Here is a 20,584-nt window from a genome sequence, read left to right as displayed (position 1 = left end):
ACTTGTTATGGCGACATCGGCAAAGGTCACATCGAAAAATCAGATCACGCTGCCTGCAGGGTTGCGCAAGTCGTTGGACATTCATGCCGGAGACCGGATCGATTTCGTCGCGAATTCCAACGGCGTTTTCGAAGTTCGTGTGCTGAGAGAAAGTCTTGCCGACTTGATAGGAGTTCTGAAGAGCGACGAACCGGTTTCGGGCGATGACATTGAAAAATGGATCGCCGAGGCGCGCGGTGCAATGGCGACGGGATCATGGAATGCTGGGGATTGATACGAATATCCTGCTCAGGATCTTTCTCACCGATCTTTCCGAGGGGGACCACACGCCGGACCAGTTCGCCCTGGTTCGCGCTGCCGTTGTGGGGAGCCGCGAACCGTTCTTCGTCAACCATGTGGTCGTTGTCGAGACGATCTGGGTGCTTCGGCAGAAGCTGAAATACAGCAAGGAGGTCATTGCCGGGGTCATGACAAGGCTGCTGCACATGTCAAATGTAATGGTCCAGGACGCTGCGACCGTAGAGGCATCGTTGAGCAGCTTCATCGCATTTCCGGGCGATTTTTCCGACCATCTCATCGGCGAAATCAACAAGCGAAACGGCTGCCGCACGACCCTGACTTTCGACCGGGCCGCATCGAAATCTCCCAATTTTTCGGAACTCCAGAGGTAGAACCAGAATATGCCCTACAAGATCTCGCGCGCCGCCTATGCCGGCATGTTCGGACCGACCACCGGCGACAAGGTACGCCTTGCCGATACGGAGCTTTTCATCGAGATCGAGAAGGATTTCACCATCTATGGCGAGGAGGTGAAGTTCGGCGGCGGCAAGGTGATCCGCGACGGCATGGGACAGAGCCAGGTGACGCGGGCGGATGGCGCGGTCGATACGGTCATCACCAATGCGGTGATCGTCGATCATTCGGGCATCTACAAAGCCGATATCGGCCTCAAGGATGGGCGCATCGTCGCGATCGGCAAGGCGGGTAATCCCGACATGCAGCCGGGTGTCAACATCATCGTCGGCCCGGGCACGGAGGCGATCGCCGCCGAAGGCAAGATCGTCACCGCTGGCGGCATGGACAGCCATATCCATTTCATCGCACCGCAGCAGATCGAGGAAGCGCTGATGAGCGGCATGACCTGCATGCTTGGCGGCGGCACCGGTCCGGCACACGGCACGCTCGCCACCACCTGCACGCCCGGTCCCTGGCATCTCGCGCGCATGATCGAAGCGGCCGACGCCTTCCCGATGAACCTCGCCTTTGCCGGCAAGGGCAATGCCTCGCTGCCGGGGGCGCTGACCGAAATGGTGCTGGCGGGCGCCACCTCGCTGAAGCTGCACGAGGATTGGGGCACGACACCAGGCGCCATCGACTGCTGCCTGTCGGTTGCCGACGAATACGACGTGCAGGTGATGATCCACACCGATACGCTGAACGAAAGCGGCTTCGTCGAGGATACGATCGGCGCCATCAAGGGCCGCACCATCCATGCCTTCCACACGGAAGGAGCAGGCGGCGGGCATGCGCCTGATATCATCAAGATCTGCGGCCAGCCGAACGTCATCCCGTCGTCGACCAATCCGACGCGTCCCTATACGGTCAATACCATCGCCGAGCATCTCGACATGCTGATGGTCTGCCACCATCTGTCGCCGTCGATCCCCGAAGATATCGCCTTTGCCGAAAGCCGGATCCGCAAGGAGACGATCGCCGCCGAAGACATCCTGCACGATATCGGCGCCTTCTCGATCATCTCGTCCGATAGCCAGGCCATGGGCCGCGTCGGCGAGGTGGCGATCCGCACCTGGCAGACGGCCGACAAGATGAAGCGCCAGCGCGGCCGGCTGAAGGAGGAAAAAGGCGACAACGACAATTTCCGCGTCCGCCGCTATATCGCCAAATATACGATCAACCCGGCGATTGCCCATGGTCTCAGCCGTGAGATCGGCTCGGTCGAAGTCGGCAAGCGCGCCGACCTCGTGCTGTGGAATCCGGCCTTCTTCGGCGTGAAGCCCGATATGGTGCTGCTCGGAGGCTCGATCGCGGCCGCCCCGATGGGCGATCCGAACGCCTCGATCCCGACGCCGCAGCCAGTACATTACCGGCCGATGTTTGCCTCCTATGGCAAGAGCCTCACCAATTCCTCCGTCACCTTCGTCAGCCAGGCCGCGCTCGACGGCGGCCTGAAAGGCCGGCTCGGCGTCGCCAAGGAACTGGTCGCGGTGAAGAATACGCGCGGCGGCATCTCCAAGGCATCGATGATCCACAACGACCTGACACCCGAGATCGAGGTCGATCCGGAGACCTACGAGGTCAGGGCGAACGGTGAGCTGCTGACTTGCGAGCCGGCGAGGGTGCTGCCGATGGCGCAGCGCTATTTCCTGTTCTAGGCCCACGTCCGATGTGTGATGGACGGCTGCGATGAGGACAGGTATCCGCTGGTTGTTGCGGATCGTATTCCTGCTCGTGCTTTCGGCGGTCTGCGGGACCCTTATTCCCCGGCCGCTGATTGCGCCGGTCAAGGCGTCATCTGCCGCAGTGACGCATCGGGTTCTGCTGCTGTCAGGCCCGATCCATACCGATATTGCCATTCCGCTCGACGCGGAAACGCGGGCTGCCTTTTCCTTCCTCGACAATACCGATTTTCCGCTCGGCCATCCGAGCGCGGAGTGGCTCATTATCGGCTGGGGCGGTCGTGCCTTCTATCTGGAAACGCCCATATGGGCGGAGCTGAAGCCGCTGCCGGTGTTGCGCGCGCTGACGATCGACCGTTCAGTGCTGCATGTGGACCTTGCTGGCCCTATCACCGAGCCGCAGCCCACCGTTGCGGCATTCAATGTCAGTGAGGATCAATTAGCGCAGCTGCGCGACTTTATCTCCGAGAGCTTCGTCCGCGACGCGGGCGCGGTGGTGCCGATTCCGGGTGTGGGTTACGGCGAGATCGACCGGTTCTTCGAGGCCAGGGGATACTTCAACGCCCTCTTCGGCTGCAACACCTGGACTGCCGCTGCCCTGCGCTCGGCTGGGCTTCGAACAGGCATATGGAACCCGCTTCCACAAGCATTGCGATTGTCTGTTTCTGTCTACAATTGAAGCAGCCGTCGAGCCGGTCCGCTCTTAAAGGGAATTGTGAATAGCGCTCTCCATCTGGTTGTAAAAATCGGTGGAAAAACCGGTATTTTCTTCAGTTAAGCCATTCTGGAGCAACCGCGTCTGGAAGCTCTATAAATCCCTTTTATATCAATTATTTAACTGTCTCTCTGCGCTGTTCGATTCAGGGACTGGAAAGCTGCATCCTTTGCTAGAAAAATTCTGTCCACCAAAACGTCCAAAACCGTTCGAATTTTAACGAGTCAATTAAGACACCCGCAGCAATTGGGCTCTTATCAATGCCTGGAAACGCCGAGCAGGAAGGTTGATTCTCATGAGAAACTGGATTTCGCTGCAGGCCGATTTCGGCGATCTTCAATACCGCAGGAACGTCTATGTCTTCGCCCTGAAGATGGCTTTTCTTGCCGTTATTCTCTCAGGAGTCATTATCGCATTGACGATGCCATCGCTCGATCTTCTCGGGCTTCTACCGGTGACGCTCGCCCATGCAATCGGCTTCAGCGCGATCTTTTCCTGGCTGATCGGCGGTACCGTTTCCGGCATGCTGTCGCTGTTTGCCGGCTTTGCCATGCGCGATCTTGCGCTCTCGCGGGCGGAATTCGAAAAGCTCAGCCGCACGGATACGCTTTCCGGACTGCTCAACCGGCGCGCCTTTGCCGAGGCGCTTGAGAATATCGATGGCAACGCGTCCCTAGTGATTTTTGACGTCGATCGTTTCAAGACGATCAATGACCGCTTCGGCCATGGCTGCGGCGATGCCGTTATCGTCGCCGTTTCGGGCATGCTCACATCCGCCTTCGATGAGGTGTCCGTCGTCGCACGGCTGGGTGGGGAGGAGTTTGGTGTGATCCTATCCGGCGAGCCGCTGGAGGCACGGATGCAGCGTATTGAAGGTGTCCGGGCCCGGATCGCCGGCGGCGCCATCAAGGCCGAGGGGCACGATATCCGCATCACCGTTTCCGGCGGCATTGCCGATCTCGTCGCCGGGCGCAACAAGCAGGCGGTTTATGCCTCCGCCGACCGGGCGCTCTATCTCGCCAAGGCGCTCGGGCGCAATCGCGTCGTACATGAACGGGAAGGTCTTCATCACGCCTGGCACGGGCTCGTCGAGAACGGCGTCGACGGCGAGAACAGAGGCCCGGAGAGCGACAATGTGATGCAGGCTTACGGAATATAAAAGCCGAAGCCGGACGAAAGGCCATTGGTGCTTGCATCGGGAAGAGCTATTTTGCATGGTCGTCCTCTCAGAAAAACGGACATGTCATGCAGCGCGTCACCTCCTATCTTCCCGCCGGAACCCCTTCCTCCCACCCAATCGCCCAGGTCAAGCTGCCGCATGATCTGCGCCATCTGCGCCGCAAGCTGCTGCATCTGGAAAATGGTGAGATGGTCATGCTCGATCTCAAGGATCCGGTGCTTTTCGCCAATGGCGACCTGCTGGTGCGCGACGACGGCGAACTGATCGAGATCCTCGCCGCCGACGAGAAACTCTTCGAAATCCGCGGTCGCGACCGCACCCATCTGGTCGAGCTCGCCTGGCATCTCGGCAACCGGCATCTTGCCGCGCAGATCGAGGAAGACCGCATCGTCATCCTCCGCGATCATGTCATCCGCGCCATGCTGCAGGGTCTCGGCGCCGTCGTCCTCGAGATCGACGAGCCGTTCCAGCCGGCGCGCGGCGCCTATCATTCCCAAGGCGGGCATTCGCATGGGCATGACCACGATCACAATCATGACCACGGGCATGATCACGGCCATGACCACGATCACGAACATGGCTACGAGCATGAGCATGAGCACCGCCACGATCGCGGTCATGATCATGACCACAAGCACGACTGAGTCTTGATGACCAGGGATCGCGAGCTGCAGGCATTGCTGCGCCTGACGGCATGGCTCTCGCCGGCCTTTCCGATCGGCAGCTTTGCCTATTCGGGCGGGCTGGAGCGGGCGGTGGCCGACGGGCTCGTTACGGATGCGACCTCGCTTGCGGCCTGGATCGGCACGCTGGTCGGGAATGGGTCGGCCTGGAACGATGCGGTGCTTCTGGCCGAAAGCCACAGGCAACAGGCAGAACCCGCACGCCTTGCCGAAGTCGCTGCACTCGCCGAGGCGCTGGCCGGATCACGCGAGCGGCATCAGGAAACGATGTTGCTCGGTGAGGCTTTCCTCGCAGCGGCGCGGGCCTGGCCCGACGGGGTGTTCGAGCGGCTACCTGACAGGGTCGCGTATCCCATTGCGGTCGGGGCGGTGACGGGCGCCCATGGCATAGGGCCCGAGAAGGCGCTCGCCGCCTTCCTGCATGCCTATGTCTCACAAGCGGTTTCATCAGGTATCCGCCTCGGTGTCGCCGGGCAACGGGATGGCCTCGCCGTTCTTGCCGGTCTGGAAGACCGTATCGCGGAGGTCGCCCGGCGGGCGGCAGCCTCGACGCTCGACGATCTGGGTTCGGCGACAGTGCAGGCCGATATTGCCAGCCTGCGCCACGAGACGCAGGCGACACGGCTGTTCCGTTCGTGATTGTCCGAAATTATCGCTGCGGCTGCGTCATTTGACGGTGGCGCGGGCGGGCGGCTTCGTTATCATCGGGGTTCGATTGGAGTAAGGCACATGAAATCGAGAAACGGTCCTTTGCGTGTCGGCATTGGCGGGCCGGTCGGCTCGGGCAAGACGGCGCTGACCGAAAAGCTCTGCAAGGCGATGCGCGACGATTATTCCGTCGCCGTCGTCACCAACGATATCTACACGACCGAGGATGCCGAGGCGCTGGTGCGGATGCAGGCATTGACTTCGGACCGCATCGTCGGTGTCGAGACGGGCGGCTGCCCGCATACCGCCATCCGCGAGGATGCGACGATCAATTTGCAGGCGATCGCCGGCCTTAACCAGCGGATCCCCGATCTCGACGTCGTCTTCATCGAATCCGGCGGCGACAATCTGGCAGCGACCTTTTCGCCCGATCTTGCCGATATCACCATCTATGTCATCTCCGTCTGCCAAGGCGAGGAAATCCCGCGCAAGGGCGGGCCTGGCATCACCCGGTCGGACCTGCTCGTCATCAATAAGAAGGATCTGGCGCCTTATGTCGGCGCCGATCTCGAGGTCATGGACCGGGATGCAACCCGCATGCGTGCGAGCCGCCCCTTCGTCTTCTCCGACATGAAGCGCGGCGACGGCGTCAGCTCGATCGTCAGCTTCCTCAGGGAGCAGGGCGGGCTTTAAAGCGGGATGGTTTTGGCGATCAGATCTGCCGCAGCACTTTGACGTCGCGGACGGCGATTGCCCGGCCGCGCACCGTGACACCCTTCGTCTTCAGCGCCGAGAAGGCGCGCGAAAGCGCCTCCGGTGCGAGGCCGAGTTTGCGGGCAAGCAGATTTTTCGGAAAGGGCAGCCGCAGCGAAGCGGTCGCACCGTTCTCGATGCAATGGGTCAGCAGATAGTTAGCCACGCGCTGCGGCGCGGTCTGCATGCGGTCGCTTGCCAGGCATTCCATCGTCGAGATCAGATGCAGCGACAGGCTGCGCATGATCGCCTTGCCGATCCGCGGCTGCTCATCGAGCAACAGCCGGACCTTGGCGATATGAAAGCACGCCAGCACGGCATGATCCATCGCCTGCGCGCCGTAACGATAGGTTTCGTCGGCGTGGATCAGGCATTCGGCGAAACTGTCGCCGGGCTCGCAGATGCGGATATCGGCCTGCCTGCCGTCGCCCTTGTGACGATAGAGCCTGACATAACCGCTGAGCATGCAATAGAAATAGGCCGCCTTGTCGCCCTCCTCGAAGAGAACGGCGTGCGGGTCGCAGAGGAGAACGGTGGCGCAGGCGCGCAGGGCTTCAGCCTCGTCGTGGTCGAGCCCGGCCATGAAGTCAGCCTTGGCGAGCACAGCGGCCTCATGGCCGTCGAATGTCGGCGTTCTGTTCATCTCCCGGTCCCCTGATATGGCGGTCTTTTCAATTCCTTATGCCTGCCGGGCAAAATACGGGAAGGAGACGGCGATGGAATTGATTTTGGTCAACCGTCAGAGATGAATGAAAAAAAGCGAAACGGGCCGGGAGATCGCTCCCGGCCCGTTCAATTCCTCGGCTTTGCTTATTCAGCCGCGAAGGGCGGCAGGCGCAGCACGTTGGTGTCGTTGCCATTGGCGGTCTTGCGTTTGCTTTCCGGCTTTTCGATCGCGGTCAGGCGCTCCTCCAGCGAGTCGATGTCGCCGCGGTTCTCCCGGGTGACGCGGGTGAGATCCTCGCGCGACAGCGGCAGTTCCTCGTCGTCCTTCCTGCCGACCAGGCGGCCGAAAGCCCAGCCGAGCAGGCGGGAGAGGTCGTCCATGATCAGGAAGAAGGAGGGCACGACGACGAGCGAGAGCACTGTCGAAACGATGATGCCGCCGATCACCGCGATCGCCATCGGCGCGCGGAATGAGCCGCCTTCGCCGACACCGAGAGCGGAAGGCAGCATGCCTGCCGACATGGCGATCGAGGTCATGATGATCGGCCGGGCGCGTTTGCGGCCGGCTTCGACCATGGCCTCGACGCGGGCCATGCCTTGATGGCGCATCTCGATTGCGAAATCGACGAGCAGGATGGCGTTCTTGGTGACGATACCCATCAGCATCAGGATGCCGATCATGACGGGCATCGACAGCGGATTGTTGGTGAGGATCAGGCCGGCCGCGACACCGCCGATGGCGAGCGGCAGCGAGAACAGGATGGTGAAGGGCTGGATCACGTCCTTGAAGAGCAGGATCAGCACCGTCAGCACCAGCAGCAGGCCCATCAACATGGCGTTGACGAAACTCTGCTGCATCTCGGTCTGCACCTTGGTGTCGCCGCTTTCTGCAAGACGCACGGAAGCCGGAATATTGGCCCCATTGACTATCTCGCGGAAGCGGGCGGAGGCTGTGTCGAGTGCGACGCCCTGGGGCAGATCCGAACCGATCGAGACGACGCGGTAGCGGTTGTTGCGCTTGATCGAGCTTACGCCTTCCGAATAGTCGATATTGGCGACGCTCGCGAGCGGAACGGTGCCACCGTTGGCGGTCTGGATCTTCAATGTCCTGATGGCCGCGAGATCGCGACGCATGTCGACTGCGGCCTGGACCCGGATCGGGATCTGGCGATCGTCGAGCGAGATCTTGGCTAGGGCGGCATCGACATCGCCGATGGTGGCGACGCGGATCGTCTCGGAGATCTGCTGCGGCGTGATTCCGAGGCGGGCGGCCTCATCCATGCGCGGATGAACCTGCAGTTCCGGACGGGGCAGCGAGCCGTCGGCGCTGACATTGGCAAGCAGCGGATCGGCGCGGAGCTTGGATTCCAGAATGCCGACGGCGTCGTTCAGGTCCTTGTCGTTCTTGGAGAGGAAGTTGAAGGAGAGGTCGCGTTCGCCACGGTCATTGAGCTTCAGGATACGGACATCGGGAATGTCGCGCAGCTTGGCGAAGACTTCCTTTTCAATATCCCATTGCGGGCGTTCACGGCCGTGGACTTCCACTTTCGGCAGCATCGGGCCGACGACCGGTATGTCGCCGAGCACGTCGTTGACCACCTTCTTGACGAGCGATTGATCGAGCTTGTGAAGCGCGAGCGTGATGGTCGCACGGCGCAGTTCGAGATCGCCCTTCGGCGACGCGCCGCCGAGGACGAAGACGCTTTCGACGCCGTTGATGTCCTTGACCCTGTCATAGATCGCATCCGTCGTCTTCTCGGTATCGTCGAGCCGTGCATTGGGCGGCAGCTCGACGGAGAGAACGATGCGTGAGGCATCTTCCGGCGGCAGGAAGCTGCCGGGAACCTGCATCAGCAGCAGAACAGAGCCGGCCAGGAAAGCGAATGCGACAATCAGCGTGGCATAACGCGTGTACCAGCGGCCGGTCGTGCCACGTATGAGACGCGTGTATCCCCGCATCAGCAGGCCATCATTGTCGTGATGGTCTTCCATGCCGTCTTCGGCGCGCATGAGATAGGCGGCCATCATCGGGGTGATGAGGCGCGCGACCATCAGCGAGAAGAAGACCGAGAAGGCGACGGTCAGGCCGAACTGGATGAAGTACTGGCCCGGAATACCCGGCATGAAGGAAACGGGCACGAAGACGGCGATGATCGTGAAGGTGGTGGCGATGACGGCAAGACCGATTTCATCGGCCGCTTCGATCGCCGCCCGATAGGGCGTCTTGCCCATCTTGATGTGGCGGGCGATGTTTTCGATTTCCACGATCGCATCGTCGACAAGAATGCCGGTCGCAAGCGTCAGCGCGAGGAAGCTGACGAGGTTCAGCGAGAAGCCCATCATGTCCATGATCCAGAAGGTCGGGATCGCGGACAAGGGTAGGGCGATTGCCGAAATCAGCGTCGCACGCCAGTTCCTGAGGAACAGGAAGACGACGATGACGGCGAGCAGCGCACCTTCGAGCAGCGTATGAATGGCGGCTTCGTAGTTGCCGTAGGTGAAATAGACCGAATCATCGATCAGTTCGATCTTCACATTCGGGTTTTCGGCTCGCACCTTGTCGAGATTCTGCGCCACGGTTTCGGCGACGCTGACTTCGCTGGCGCCCTTCGAGCGGAAAACGCCGAAGGTAACGACCGGCGTAGCGTTGAATCTCGAGAAGGATTTAGGCTCCTCATAGGTGTCCTTGATAACGCCGAGATCGGATAGTTTGACGAAGCGGCCGTTCGGCAGGCCAATGGTCGTATTGGCGAGGTCAGCGACGTTGCGGGCGTCGCCGAGAACACGGATCGCCTGTTCGCTGCCCGCCACCTGGCCGCGGCCCGAACCGAGGTCGATGTTGGTGCCGCGCAGCTGCTGGTTCACGCTCGCGGCAGTGATGCCGTAGGCATTGAGCTTGTCAGGGGTGAGTTCGATACGCACTTCGCGCTCTGCGCCGCCGTAACGGTCGACGCGGCCGATGCCGGCCTGTCCTTGCAGCGAACGCTTGATCGTGTCGTCGACGAACCAGGAAAGTTCTTCCAGCGACATGGCAGGCGAGGAAACGGCGAAGGTCTGGATCGCCTGTCCCTCGACATCGACCTTGGAGACGATCGGTGCTTCGGCCGTTGCCGGCAGGTCGCTGCGAATGCGGTCGATCGCATCCTTGGTGTCCTGGACAGCCTGCTCCGTCGGCACTTCCATCCGGAACATGACGTTTGTCTGCGAGCTGCCGTCGGTCACCGTCGACTGGATTTCGTCGATGCCGGTGATGGAGGCGACCGCGTCTTCGATCTCCTTTGTAACCTGCATTTCGAGCTCAGCCGGCGAAGCGCCGCTCTGCGTCACGCTGATCGAAACGAGCGGCACGTCGATGTTTGGAAAGCGCGTGATCGGCAGCGTATTGAAGGACTGCATGCCGATGAACATCAACAGGCAGAAGGTCAGGAGCGGCGCGATCGGATTTCGAATGGACCAGGCTGAAAAATTCATCGGATGGTCTCTTTAGTTGGAAGCCGGGGGCTGTTCACGCACCGGTGTGATGTGGTCGCCGTCGCGAACGTAGGCGCCCGCCTTGGCCACGACCTCGTCGCCGGTCTTCAATCCTTCTATGATCTCGACATAGGCACCGTCCTGGATGCCGGTCTCGATCTTGGCGAATTTCACCACACCATCCTCGACCTTGCGGGCGGAGGAGCCTTCATTGCCGGTGAGCACTGCGGTCAGGGGAAGCGCTACGCCTTCAGTCTCGCGGACGATGATCTCGGCGCTGCCGTACATGCCGGAACGCGCCTTGCTGTCATCATCGATGGAGATATGAACGAGGCCGAGGCGGGTGACGGGATCGACGGTCGGCGAAACCAGACGCACGGCGCCGGAAAGTCTCTCGCGGCTACCGGAAAGCGAAATCGTCGCCTTCTGGCCAGCCATCACCCTGACGATATCGCTTTCGGCGATTTCGGCGACAAGCTCGATATCGCCGTTGCGGATAAGCGTGAACATCGGGTCGCTGGTGCCGGCAGCAATGGCGCCGACCTTGGCGTTCTTTGCCGAGATCGTGCCGGCGACCGGCGTCTTCACATCGGTGCGCGCCAGCTTCAAATCCGCATCTGCGATCTGGCTGTCGAAGACCTTGAGATCGGCTTCGGCGACCTCGATCGCCTGTTCGGCAGAGACGACACGGGCGTTGGCGGCGGCGGCAGTCGCATCGGCCTGTTCGACCTGGGCGGTGGAAACGGTACCCTTCTTGACCATTTCCTGAGCGCGAGCCTGCTGCTGCCTCGCCTGTTCGGCATTGGCCTGTGCCTCGATGAGTTGGGCGCGCAGTTGGGCGAGGCTTGCCTCGCCTTTGGCCCTCGTCGCCATCATCTGGCTCTTCTCCAGCACCAGCGCGTCATCGTTGAGCGTCGCCAGCGTGCTTTCGGCCTGAACCTTGTCGCCGACATCGGCTTTCAATGTTCGGATCGAGAGGCCTTCGACCTGCGGCTGGATATAGACTTCCTCGACGGGCTTGACCGTTCCTGTGCCGATGACACGGTCGACGAGGGTGCGGTTCACCGCCGTGGTGACGACGATCGCCGGCAGGTTCTGCTGCGGCTTTGCGACCGGCGTTTCTTGCGAAAAAGCGGTGGATGCAGCAAGTGCCGCTGCAAAAAGAGTAGAAGCGCCTAGAATTCCAATTGGCTTGCGTGCCATGCGTCTTCGTCCAATCTTATGATAAGGTTGGCCGAACTCGAGCGTCTGCCACTCAGCGCGCGATCAGGCCACTGCCCTTCCTGCATTCTCAGAGGTATCCGCCGATCCTTTGCCGTCTTCATCCCTCGCCGGCAAATTCGGCTTGTAGGTGGTATCGATTTGCTCGATCTACAAGTCCGGCAGAAAACAATTCCCCATTTGGCGATAATAATTACCATCCGACGTCAATCAATCACCGCAAGGTTATGTCAACATTACGAAGATTGATCGCGTCTTATCTCTAAGACGTTTGACGCCCGATAAATGCGACAGTTGCAAGGCTTTTTTTTCCAGTTACCAGATGCTGATAATGTAAGCCGACTGGCCTAAAATCTAAATCAGCATCTAGATCAAATAAATAGAGCATGATGTCGTCCGAAAACAGCGTACACTTTTCGGCATCATGCTCTAGAATAGACAAAACGCGCGGAAAATCTCCCGCGCGTTTCGCTTCGCAATCTCGCCGAATTATTTGGAAGCGGCGTCGGTGATGTCGTGCGTCCAGGCGCCCGACGGCTCCTTGCTGATGATCTTCTGATCGAGCAGCGCCTTTGCGGTGCGGGCATAGAGCGCCTCGTCCAGCTTGCCGGAGCTGTCGCCGACCAGCTTGGCGACTTCGCCCATCATGCGCTTCTGATGGTTGTCGTCCTGGCCGCCATTGTCCATGACGATCTCGGCGGCCTCGTCGGGATTCTCGGTGGCATATTTCCAGCCCTTCATCGAAGCGCGGACGAACTTGACCATTTTCTCCTTGAAGGCCGGGTCTTTCAGCTTGTCTTCCATTGCATAGAGGCCGTCTTCGAGAAGGTCGTTGCCCATTTCAGTGTAGTTGAAGACCGTCAGTTCTTCAGGCTTGAAGCCGGCATCGATCGCCTGCCAGTATTCGTTATAGGTCATGACGGAGATGCAGTCGGCCTGCTTCTGGACGAGCGGCTGCACGTCGAAGCTCTGCTTCAGCACGGTGACGCCGTTCGGACCGCCTTCGGTCGACAGGCCGAGCTTGTTCATCCAGGCGAAGAAGGGATACTCGTTGCCGAAGAACCAGACGCCGAGCGTGTGGCCCTTGAAGTCGGCTTCGGTCTTGACCGGGCCGTCCTTGCGGCAGACCATTTCCAGGCCCGACTTCTGATAGGGCTGGGCGATGTTGACGAGCGGAACGCCCTTTTCGCGGGCAACCAGGGCGCCGCCCATCCAGTCGACGATGACATCGGCGCCGCCGCCGGCAATCACCTGCTCGGGGGCGATATCGGGGCCACCCGGCTTGATCTCGACGTCGAGGCCTTCTTCCTTGTAGAAGCCCTTGTCCTTGGCGACATAATAACCGCCGAACTGGCTCTGCGTGACCCATTTCAGCTGCAGCACCACCTTGTCGGCGGCCATCGCATGGGCCGATGCAAGCGACATCGCGCTCGCCATCATTGCAACCATCAACTTTCTCATTTTCTTATCCTTACCCTCTGAAGTTATGCCCGGACCCGTTTCTGGAGCCCGCGCGCGCCTAGCCACCACGGATAGACGGATGCCAGAACGTCACCGCCCGTTCGGTCAGGGCGATGATGCCATAGAAGATCGAGCCGGCCAGCGCCGCGACGGCGATTTCCGCCCAGACCATGTCGACATTCATGCGGCCGATCTCGGTGGAGATGCGGAAGCCCATGCCGACGATCGGCGTTCCGAAGAATTCCGCAACGATGGCACCAATCAGCGCCAGCGTCGAGTTGATCTTCAGTGCGTTGAAAATAAAGGGCATTGCCGCCGGAAGCCTGAGCTTCAGCAGCGTCTGCCAATAGCCGGAGGCATAGGTGCGCATCAGGTCGCGCTCCATGCTGCCGGAGGCGGCAAGGCCGGCGACGGTATTCACCAGCATCGGGAAGAAGGTCATGATGATGACGACCGCGGCCTTCGACGGCCAGTCGAAGCCGAACCACATGACCATGACAGGGGCGACGCCGATGATCGGCAGGGCCGAAACCATGTTGCCGATCGGCAGAAGGCCGCGGCGCAGGAAGGCGATTCGGTCGGCGAGCACTGCGACGACGAAGCCACTGAGGCAGCCGACGATATAACCGATCAGCACCGCCTTGAAGATCGTCTGCCTGACGTCCGCGCCGAGGATGGGCAGCGACGCCATGAACCGCGCGCCGATGGCGCTCGGCGGCGGCAACAGGATGAAGGGAACGCCGGCGCCGCGAGTGACCGCTTCCCAGAGAATGAGGATCCAGGCGCCGAAGATCGACGGGATCAGGAGTTGGAGCGCCGACTTGCCGAAAGTGGTGACGGGCTGCAGTTTCGACAGTTCGGTGACGCATCGCCAGGCAAGCAGCCAGCAGGCGAAGAGCAGCAGGAAGAACGCCCGCGTCGCCGTTCCCTCGTTGCCGGAAAGAGCCGAAAGCAGCATCCAGGCGGCGCCATGCGCGCCGATAAACAGCACGGTGGCCCGATAGGCCGGCGGCTGCGGTGCGAATGACAGCAGGGCAGCCGCGATGACGATGGTGAAAATGAGGCTTGCCGTGCCGTCGGTAAGGGATCGCGCTGCGCCCTCGGCCAGGAGCGGCAGGGCCGCCAGCGCCCCGACACAGAGGAGGAGGGCAACCACGCCTTGCCAGGAGAAGGTCAGATGTCTCATGCCGGCCTCCCGCCCATGGCGCGGTCGACGATCTTCGCCGCAACGCCGACAATCGCAACCAGGATGCCCGCCAGCAGCGATCCGGCGACGAGGGCGGCCCAGATATCGATAGTCTGGCTGTAATAGGAGCCGGCCAGCAGCTTCGAACCGATGCCGGCGACGGCACCCGTCGGCAGCTCGCCGACGATGGCGCCGACGAGGCTGGCGGCGATCGCGACCTTCATCGACGTGAAGAGGAAAGGGATGGAGGCTGGAACGCGCAGCTTCCAGAAAGTCTGCATCGGACTGGCATAATAGGTGCGCATCAGGTCGAGATGCATGATTTCTGGCGAACGCAACCCCTTCACCATGCCGACGGCGACCGGAAAGAAGGAGAGGTAGGTGGAGATCAGCGCCTTGGAGACGAGGCGGGAGGCGTCGGAATCGAGGTTCAACAGATGCGCAACGGCATTGTCGCCGGTCAGTACGTTGTAGGAGATGATGACGATCATCGGCGCGATGGCAAGGATCGGTATGGTCTGGCTCGCCACCAGCCAGGGCATCAGCGAGCGATCCATGGCGCGGTTATGGACGATCAGCACGGCGAGAAGGATGCCGAGCAGCATGCCGAAGCCGAAGCCGAGCAGGGTGGAGGAGAGGGTTACCCAGCTGTGATAGACGAGGCTGCGGTTGCTTGAAAGGCTGCGCAGAAAGGTGTTCTCGTAGACGTTCTGCGCCACCTGATGCGGCGCCGGCAGGATCGGCTTCGGCTGCGCCAGCGTTTTGCCGATGAATTCGAGGGTCGTAGGTGTGGCGCCGGCGCGGCCGTCCATGTCGCGCTGGAACGGCGCGTTCATCAGGATGGCGGCGACATACCAGATGACGACGAGGGCCAGCAAGATGGTGGTGACCGGGACGATCTTGTCCTTGAAGGTGTCGGGTTTCATGCCAAAGGCTCCTTCAAGAATGGAGCAGCGTGTTTCTCGACGGTGAGAAACACGTAATCGGGTCCATCAAGTACTTGGGCATTGTCGAAGCGCAGCACTTTGAAACCCTCATTGCGCAGGAATGCATCCCTGGCAAGATCGTGGCGGCGGCCGTCGGCAGTCTCGTGGCTGTCACCGTCGACCTCGACGATCAGTCGTGCTGAAAGCCAGGCGAAATCGGCGATATAGGGGCCGATCGGCGTCTCGCGCCTAAACCGGGCGCCATAGGGCCTGAGATCGCGAAGCATATCCCACACGGCAGCTTCCGCCTTTGTCAGTTCACGGCGGAGGCGTTTTGCCGTTTGGCGGGTTTTGAGGGTGATGTTTGAGTGTGGCATCTAGACCCCTCCCCAACCCCTCCCCACAAGGGGGAGGGACTTAACCGTCGAACCCGTGGGTGGCGGCAGCGCTCTCCCGCGACGTTCCATGGAGCATTCAGCGAGCGCCGCGTGTTTGCCCCTCCCCCTTGTGGGGAGGGGTTGGGGAGGGGTCTTGCCAAACAACACGCTCCCGCTCCTCATGCGTGGCCCGTCCTCAGCCCTTCGCGGACGCGATGGGCGATTTCCAGGAACTCCGGGGTTTCGCGGATGTCGAGCGGGCGCTCGGCCGGCAGGGTCGAGTCGATCACGTCGGTCACGCGGCCCGGGCGCGGAGACATCACCACGATCTTGGTCGAGAGGTAGACGGCTTCGGGGATGGAATGGGTGACGAAGCAGATCGTCTTATTGGTGCGGGTCCAGAGTTTCAGCAGCTCTTCGTTCAGATGGTCGCGGACGATCTCGTCCAGGGCGCCGAAGGGCTCATCCATCAACAGCAGGTCGGCGTCGAAGGCGAGCGCACGGGCGATCGAGGCGCGCTGCTGCATGCCGCCGGAAAGCTGCCAGGGGAATTTCGTCTCGAAGCCCGAAAGACTGACCAGATCGAGCGCTTCGGCGATGCGCCGCGTCCGGTCGGCGCCGGAATAGCCCATGATCTCTAAGGGCAGGGCGATGTTGTTTTCGATGGTGCGCCAGGGATAGAGCGCCGGTGCCTGGAAGACATAGCCGTAGGCGCGGGCCTTGCGAGCCTCTTCCGGCGTCATGCCGTTGATCGAGATCTCCCCCGAGGTGCTCTTTTCGAGATCGGCGATGACACGCAGGAACGTGGTCTTGCCGCAGCCCGAGGGGCCGATGAAAGAGACGAAATCGCCCTTGCGGACATCGAGATTGACATTGCTCAGTGCACGCACCGGGCCATCATTGGCCTGATAGGTGAGACAGAGATCCTTGGCGGATACGACGGAGGGTGTTTGCATCAATGCGACCAGTCTTGTTTTCGCCGCGGAAAAGCGGTTTGCGTGCTATCATTACCGCCGGTTTTATCGACGACACACTCCATGGAGGATGAGGATGGACGTGACATCAAAGCCCACCTGCCACATCGTTCGCCCCAACCATGCCTATGACGGCAAGCAGGGGCTCAGCTATTTCCAGGGGGTCGCGGCCGAGACGGTCGGCGCCAAGGGCATCTGCATGCACCTCCTGACGATCCCGCCCGGTGTACGCGCCAAGGCGCATCTGCACGAGGCGCACGAGACGGCGATCTACATGCTCTCCGGCGAGGCCCATACCTGGTACGGAGACCGGCTGGAGCATCACGTCATCGTCCATGCCGGCGAACTTTTCTATATCCCGGCCGGCGTGCCGCACCTGCCGGCAAACCTCAGCAGCACGCCGTGCACGGCGATCATCGCCCGCACCGATCCGAACGAGCAGGAAAGCGTCGTGCTTCTGCCGGAGTTGGACGCTTTGGTGCCGGCGTGAGGTCATTGGCATAGAGGCAGCGGTCCCCGGTTGATGGCCGTATCGTCATGCGCCATCGTCATACGCCGCTTGCCGGAATGCCGCTACGCGTCACCTTGCGCGGCGCGGTGATGTCCTTCCACTGTGAAAGCGCCTTGCTGACAGCCGTGACCGGCTCGCGCCTGACGAATTCGCCGTGGCCCTCGCGGGTCTTGATGGTGTTTTCCTCGATTGCGACAACGCCGCGCGTCAGCGTATAGCGCGGCAGGCCGGTCACTTCCTTGCCTTCGAAGACGTTGTAGTCGATCGCCGATTGCTGGGCCTTGGACGAGATGGTCTTGGAACGTTGCGCGTCCCACACGACGATGTCGGCATCGGCGCCGACAAGGATCGCGCCCTTCTTCGGATAGATGTTGAGGATCTTGGCTATGTTGGTCGAGGTGACGGCGACGAATTCGTTCATCGTCAGCCGGCCAGTGTTGACGCCATGGGTCCAGAGCATCGGCATGCGGTCTTCGAGGCCGCCGGTGCCGTTCGGGATCTTGGTGAAGTCGCCGAGCCCGAAGCGCTTCTGCGCCGTGGTGAAGGCGCAATGGTCGGTGGCGACCACCTGCAGCGAACCGGAGGCAAGCCCTGCCCAAAGCGAGTCCTGATGCTGCTTGTTGCGGAATGGCGGCGACATCACCCGGCGGGCCGCGTGATCCCAGTCGGGATTGGAATATTCGCTCTCGTCGAGCGTCAGGTGCTGGATCAGCGGTTCGCCATAGACGCGCATGCCTTTGGCACGGGCGCGGCGGATCGCCTCGTGCGCCTGTTCGCAAGAGGTGTGGACGATATAGACCGGGCAGCCGGCCATGTCGGCGATCATGATGGCGCGGTTGGTGGCCTCACCTTCCACTTCGGCGGGCCGGGAATAAGCATGCGCCTCGGGGCCGTTATTGCCCTCGGCGAGCAGCTTTGCCGACATCGAGGCGACGACGTCGCCGTTTTCGGCGTGCACCAGCGGCAGGGCGCCGAGTTCGGCGCAGCGCTGGAAGGAGGCGAACATCTCATCATCGTCGACCATCAGCGCGCCCTTGTAGGCCATGAAGTGCTTGAAGGTGTTGATGCCCTTGTCGCGGACGATGGTCTCCATCTCCTTGAAGACCTGCTCGCTCCACCAGGTGACCGCCATGTGGAAGGAATAATCGCAGTTGGCGCGAGTCGATTTGTTGTCCCACATGGTCAGCGCCTCGAGCAGCGACTGGCCGGGGGCGGGCAGGGCGAAATCGACCACCATGGTCGTGCCGCCGGAAAGGGCGGCGCGCGTACCGCTCTCGAAATCGTCGGAAGAATAGGTGCCCATGAAGGGCATTTCGAGGTGGGTGTGCGGATCGATGCCGCCCGGCATGACATAACAGCCGGTGGCATCCAGCGTCTCGTCGCCCGAGAGGTTCGGACCAATCTCGACGATCTTGCCGCCGTCGATTTTCACGTCAGCCTTATAGGTCAGGTCGGCGGTGACGATGGTGCCGTTCTTGATGACTGTGGTCATGGCTGCTGTTCCTTTCCCTGCGATCTTATTGACTTACGGCTCCACTGCCATCGTGGGCGTGCCGTTTCTAAAGAGCGCCGCACCCTTGGCGATAAGGCTGTAGACGGCCTCCTCACTCAACTCATTCGGCTTGTCGCGCTTCTCTTCGTAATACCAGTCGGGCTGCTCAAGGACGTCAATGCCACCCACCGACAAGGACCAAATGCCATCGCATTCGCGAAAGTAAAAATCCTTGCCGTCGATCAGCCCGGTTGACTGTACGGGTTGGCTGTCCTTGGGACGTTCGATCAGTATGCCAGGCGTGGAAGGGCCAAGTTCGATGCGAACGACACCGGGCCCAGGCCCATAGATATAGTAGGTTTGGTGGAGCGCATCTGGGTCGCGGTCATCTGACTTGGCCAGCTGAACACCAGAAGGTTTATATCGCCAAAAGCTCGATATTTGCGGAAGCTTGATCCGCTCGCCTGCCGTGTTGATGCCAATGTAGAAGATCTGCACGCCAGGGATGTCGTCCCACGGACCTTCGTTCACTGGCGTCACATTGGCGGTGGCCCACGCGAGGTCGTCGGCAGTTCGCTGAGTTTCGAACTTAAAGATATCAGGATAATCGAGATAAGTGGTTGGCAAATCTGATGCCATCACACCACGATCTCCGCCGTCTCGACCACCGCATGGAACAGCACATCGGCTCCCGCCATCGCCCATTCCTTGGAGATTTCTTCCGCCTCATTGTGCGAGAGCCCGCCGACGCAGGGGCACATGACCATTGTTGCCGGTGCGACCTTGGCGGCCCAGCAGGCGTCGTGGCCGGCCCCGGAGATAATGTTCATGTGGCTGTAGCCGAGCCGCTCGGCAGCGTCGCGCACCGACGTGACCAGTTTCGGATCGAAGGTAATCGGCTCGAAGTGGCCGATCGCCTCGATGGAACAGCCGACGCCGAGTGCGTCGGTGATCTCAGGCGCCTTCGCCTCGATCTTTGCCCGCATGCGGTCGAGCTTCTCCTTGTCGGGCGAGCGGATGTCGACGGTGAAGACGACCTTGCCGGGTAGTACGTTACGGGAGTTCGGAGAGAAGAAGACTTGGCCGACACCGCCGACGGCGCCTGGCTGTTCACCCATCGCCACGTCCTGGACCATTTCCAGAATGCGGGCCATGGCGAGACCGGCATTGACGCGCAGGTTCATCGGCGTCGAGCCGGTATGGGCTTCCTTGCCGGTCAGCGTGAATTCCAGCCACCAGAGGCCCTGGCAATGGGTGACGACGCCGATCTGCTTTTCCTCGGCTTCGAGGATCGGTCCCTGCTCGATGTGATATTCGAAATAGGCGTGCATCTTGCGGGCGCCGACCTCTTCGTCGCCAACCCAGCCGATGCGCTTCAGTTCGTCGCCGAACAGATTGCCCTCGGGGTCCCTGCGATTATAGGCAAAATCCAGGCTGTGCACGCCCGCGAAGACGCCTGACGCCAGCATGGCAGGGGCAAAACGCGCGCCTTCCTCGTTGGTCCAGTTGGTGACGACGATCGGATGTTTGGTCTTGATGCCGAGATCGTTCATGGTGCGCACGACTTCGAGGGCTGCGAGCACGCCGAGCACACCGTCATATTTGCCGCCGGTCGGCTGGGTGTCGAGATGCGAGCCGACATAGACCGGCAAGGCATCGGGATCGGTACCGGGGCGGGTGGCGAACATCGTGCCCATGCGGTCGACACCCGTGGTCAAACCGGCATCGTCACACCATTTTTTGAAAAGGCTGCGGCCTTGCGCATCGGCATCCGTCAGCGTCTGGCGATTGTTGCCGCCAGCGATGCCGGGGCCGATCTTCGCCATGTCCATGAGACTGTCCCAGAGACGGTCGCCATTGACGCGCATGTTCTCGCCTGGTGCTGCCACCATTTCGTATGCCC

General features: G+C 61.1%; 20 protein-coding genes. 9 read left to right on the top strand and 11 right to left on the bottom strand.

Going from position 1 to position 20,584, the window contains the following annotated elements; all coding sequences use genetic code 11:
- Positions 1-7 precede the first annotated feature (7 nt).
- The 8 genes from RWK44_RS09555 (at position 8) to ureG (ending at position 6,336) form a co-directional block, all read left to right on the top strand.
- Positions 8-274, top strand: coding sequence for an AbrB/MazE/SpoVT family DNA-binding domain-containing protein (locus RWK44_RS09555; RefSeq protein WP_017961742.1), 267 nt, complete (start codon positions 8-10; stop codon positions 272-274).
- Entirely contained in the window at positions 261-671 is a 411-nt protein-coding gene (locus RWK44_RS09550; protein WP_077979099.1) for a PIN domain-containing protein, read from the top strand. The genes RWK44_RS09555 and RWK44_RS09550 overlap by 14 nt, the downstream gene beginning before the upstream one ends.
- 9 nt (positions 672-680) lie before the next feature.
- The gene (gene ureC, locus RWK44_RS09545) at positions 681-2,393 is read left to right on the top strand and encodes an urease subunit alpha (protein WP_316028715.1); all 1,713 of its coding nucleotides are present in this window, start codon (positions 681-683) and stop codon (positions 2,391-2,393) included.
- Positions 2,394-2,424: 31 nt separating this feature from the next.
- The gene (locus RWK44_RS09540) at positions 2,425-3,096 is read left to right on the top strand and encodes a TIGR02117 family protein (protein WP_316028714.1); all 672 of its coding nucleotides are present in this window, start codon (positions 2,425-2,427) and stop codon (positions 3,094-3,096) included.
- 331 nt (positions 3,097-3,427) lie between these two features.
- On the top strand, positions 3,428-4,291 hold the full coding sequence (locus RWK44_RS09535) for a GGDEF domain-containing protein (protein ID WP_168284854.1): 864 nt from the start codon (positions 3,428-3,430) through the stop codon (positions 4,289-4,291).
- Positions 4,292-4,377: 86 nt separating this feature from the next.
- Positions 4,378-4,956, top strand: a complete 579-nt coding sequence (gene ureE / locus RWK44_RS09530) for an urease accessory protein UreE (protein ID WP_131665209.1) — start codon at positions 4,378-4,380, stop codon at positions 4,954-4,956.
- A gap of 6 nt (positions 4,957-4,962) precedes the next feature.
- Positions 4,963-5,634 carry an urease accessory protein UreF gene (locus tag RWK44_RS09525; RefSeq protein ID WP_017961736.1) on the top strand — a complete coding sequence of 224 codons (672 nt, stop codon included), beginning with the start codon at positions 4,963-4,965 and terminating at the stop codon, positions 5,632-5,634.
- A gap of 90 nt (positions 5,635-5,724) precedes the next feature.
- Positions 5,725-6,336 carry an urease accessory protein UreG gene (gene ureG / locus RWK44_RS09520; protein WP_003542294.1) on the top strand — a complete coding sequence of 204 codons (612 nt, stop codon included), beginning with the start codon at positions 5,725-5,727 and terminating at the stop codon, positions 6,334-6,336.
- A 19-nt stretch (positions 6,337-6,355) separates the two neighbouring features.
- Here the strand turns inward: ureG and RWK44_RS09515 are convergent, their stop codons facing one another.
- From RWK44_RS09515 to RWK44_RS09480, 8 genes are all read right to left on the bottom strand, one after another.
- Positions 6,356-7,039, bottom strand: coding sequence for a Crp/Fnr family transcriptional regulator (locus RWK44_RS09515; protein ID WP_131639735.1), 684 nt, complete (start codon positions 7,037-7,039; stop codon positions 6,356-6,358).
- Positions 7,040-7,206: 167 nt separating this feature from the next.
- Complete coding sequence (locus RWK44_RS09510; RefSeq protein ID WP_131665208.1) at positions 7,207-10,533, bottom strand: efflux RND transporter permease subunit; 3,327 nt, start codon at positions 10,531-10,533, stop codon at positions 7,207-7,209.
- A 12-nt stretch (positions 10,534-10,545) separates the two neighbouring features.
- Positions 10,546-11,736: an efflux RND transporter periplasmic adaptor subunit gene (locus RWK44_RS09505; RefSeq protein ID WP_131639733.1), complete on the bottom strand. Its 1,191-nt coding sequence runs from the start codon at positions 11,734-11,736 to the stop codon at positions 10,546-10,548.
- A 507-nt stretch (positions 11,737-12,243) separates the two neighbouring features.
- Positions 12,244-13,215: an ABC transporter substrate-binding protein gene (locus tag RWK44_RS09500; protein ID WP_131665206.1), complete on the bottom strand. Its 972-nt coding sequence runs from the start codon at positions 13,213-13,215 to the stop codon at positions 12,244-12,246.
- 58 nt (positions 13,216-13,273) lie between these two features.
- Positions 13,274-14,401 carry an ABC transporter permease gene (locus tag RWK44_RS09495; protein WP_131665205.1) on the bottom strand — a complete coding sequence of 376 codons (1,128 nt, stop codon included), beginning with the start codon at positions 14,399-14,401 and terminating at the stop codon, positions 13,274-13,276.
- A complete protein-coding gene (locus RWK44_RS09490) occupies positions 14,398-15,327 on the bottom strand; it encodes an ABC transporter permease (RefSeq protein ID WP_130684414.1) in 930 nt (309 codons plus the stop codon). Before RWK44_RS09490 ends, RWK44_RS09495 begins: the two co-directional genes overlap by 4 nt.
- Complete coding sequence (locus RWK44_RS09485; protein ID WP_316028713.1) at positions 15,324-15,704, bottom strand: endonuclease domain-containing protein; 381 nt, start codon at positions 15,702-15,704, stop codon at positions 15,324-15,326. Before RWK44_RS09485 ends, RWK44_RS09490 begins: the two co-directional genes overlap by 4 nt.
- 179 nt (positions 15,705-15,883) lie before the next feature.
- Complete coding sequence (locus RWK44_RS09480) at positions 15,884-16,660, bottom strand: ABC transporter ATP-binding protein (protein ID WP_131665204.1); 777 nt, start codon at positions 16,658-16,660, stop codon at positions 15,884-15,886.
- A 94-nt stretch (positions 16,661-16,754) separates the two neighbouring features.
- Between RWK44_RS09480 and RWK44_RS09475 the strand changes: the two genes are divergently transcribed.
- Entirely contained in the window at positions 16,755-17,168 is a 414-nt protein-coding gene (locus RWK44_RS09475; RefSeq protein ID WP_003542280.1) for a cupin domain-containing protein, read from the top strand.
- Positions 17,169-17,226: 58 nt separating this feature from the next.
- Here the strand turns inward: RWK44_RS09475 and hydA are convergent, their stop codons facing one another.
- The 3 genes from hydA to RWK44_RS09460 are packed head-to-tail and all read right to left on the bottom strand — an operon-like array spanning position 17,227 to position 20,573.
- The gene (hydA, locus tag RWK44_RS09470; protein WP_131665203.1) at positions 17,227-18,681 is read right to left on the bottom strand and encodes a dihydropyrimidinase; all 1,455 of its coding nucleotides are present in this window, start codon (positions 18,679-18,681) and stop codon (positions 17,227-17,229) included.
- Between the two features lie 33 nt (positions 18,682-18,714).
- The gene (locus RWK44_RS09465; RefSeq protein WP_168284610.1) at positions 18,715-19,320 is read right to left on the bottom strand and encodes a hypothetical protein; all 606 of its coding nucleotides are present in this window, start codon (positions 19,318-19,320) and stop codon (positions 18,715-18,717) included.
- A complete protein-coding gene (locus RWK44_RS09460) occupies positions 19,320-20,573 on the bottom strand; it encodes a Zn-dependent hydrolase (protein WP_017961725.1) in 1,254 nt (417 codons plus the stop codon). The genes RWK44_RS09465 and RWK44_RS09460 overlap by 1 nt, the downstream gene beginning before the upstream one ends.
- Positions 20,574-20,584 lie beyond the last annotated feature (11 nt).

This window comes from Rhizobium sp. 25PS6, from assembly GCF_032464655.1.
Lineage (GTDB): Bacteria > Pseudomonadota > Alphaproteobacteria > Rhizobiales > Rhizobiaceae > Rhizobium > Rhizobium laguerreae.
This window is presented reverse-complemented; position numbering and strand designations above follow the sequence as displayed.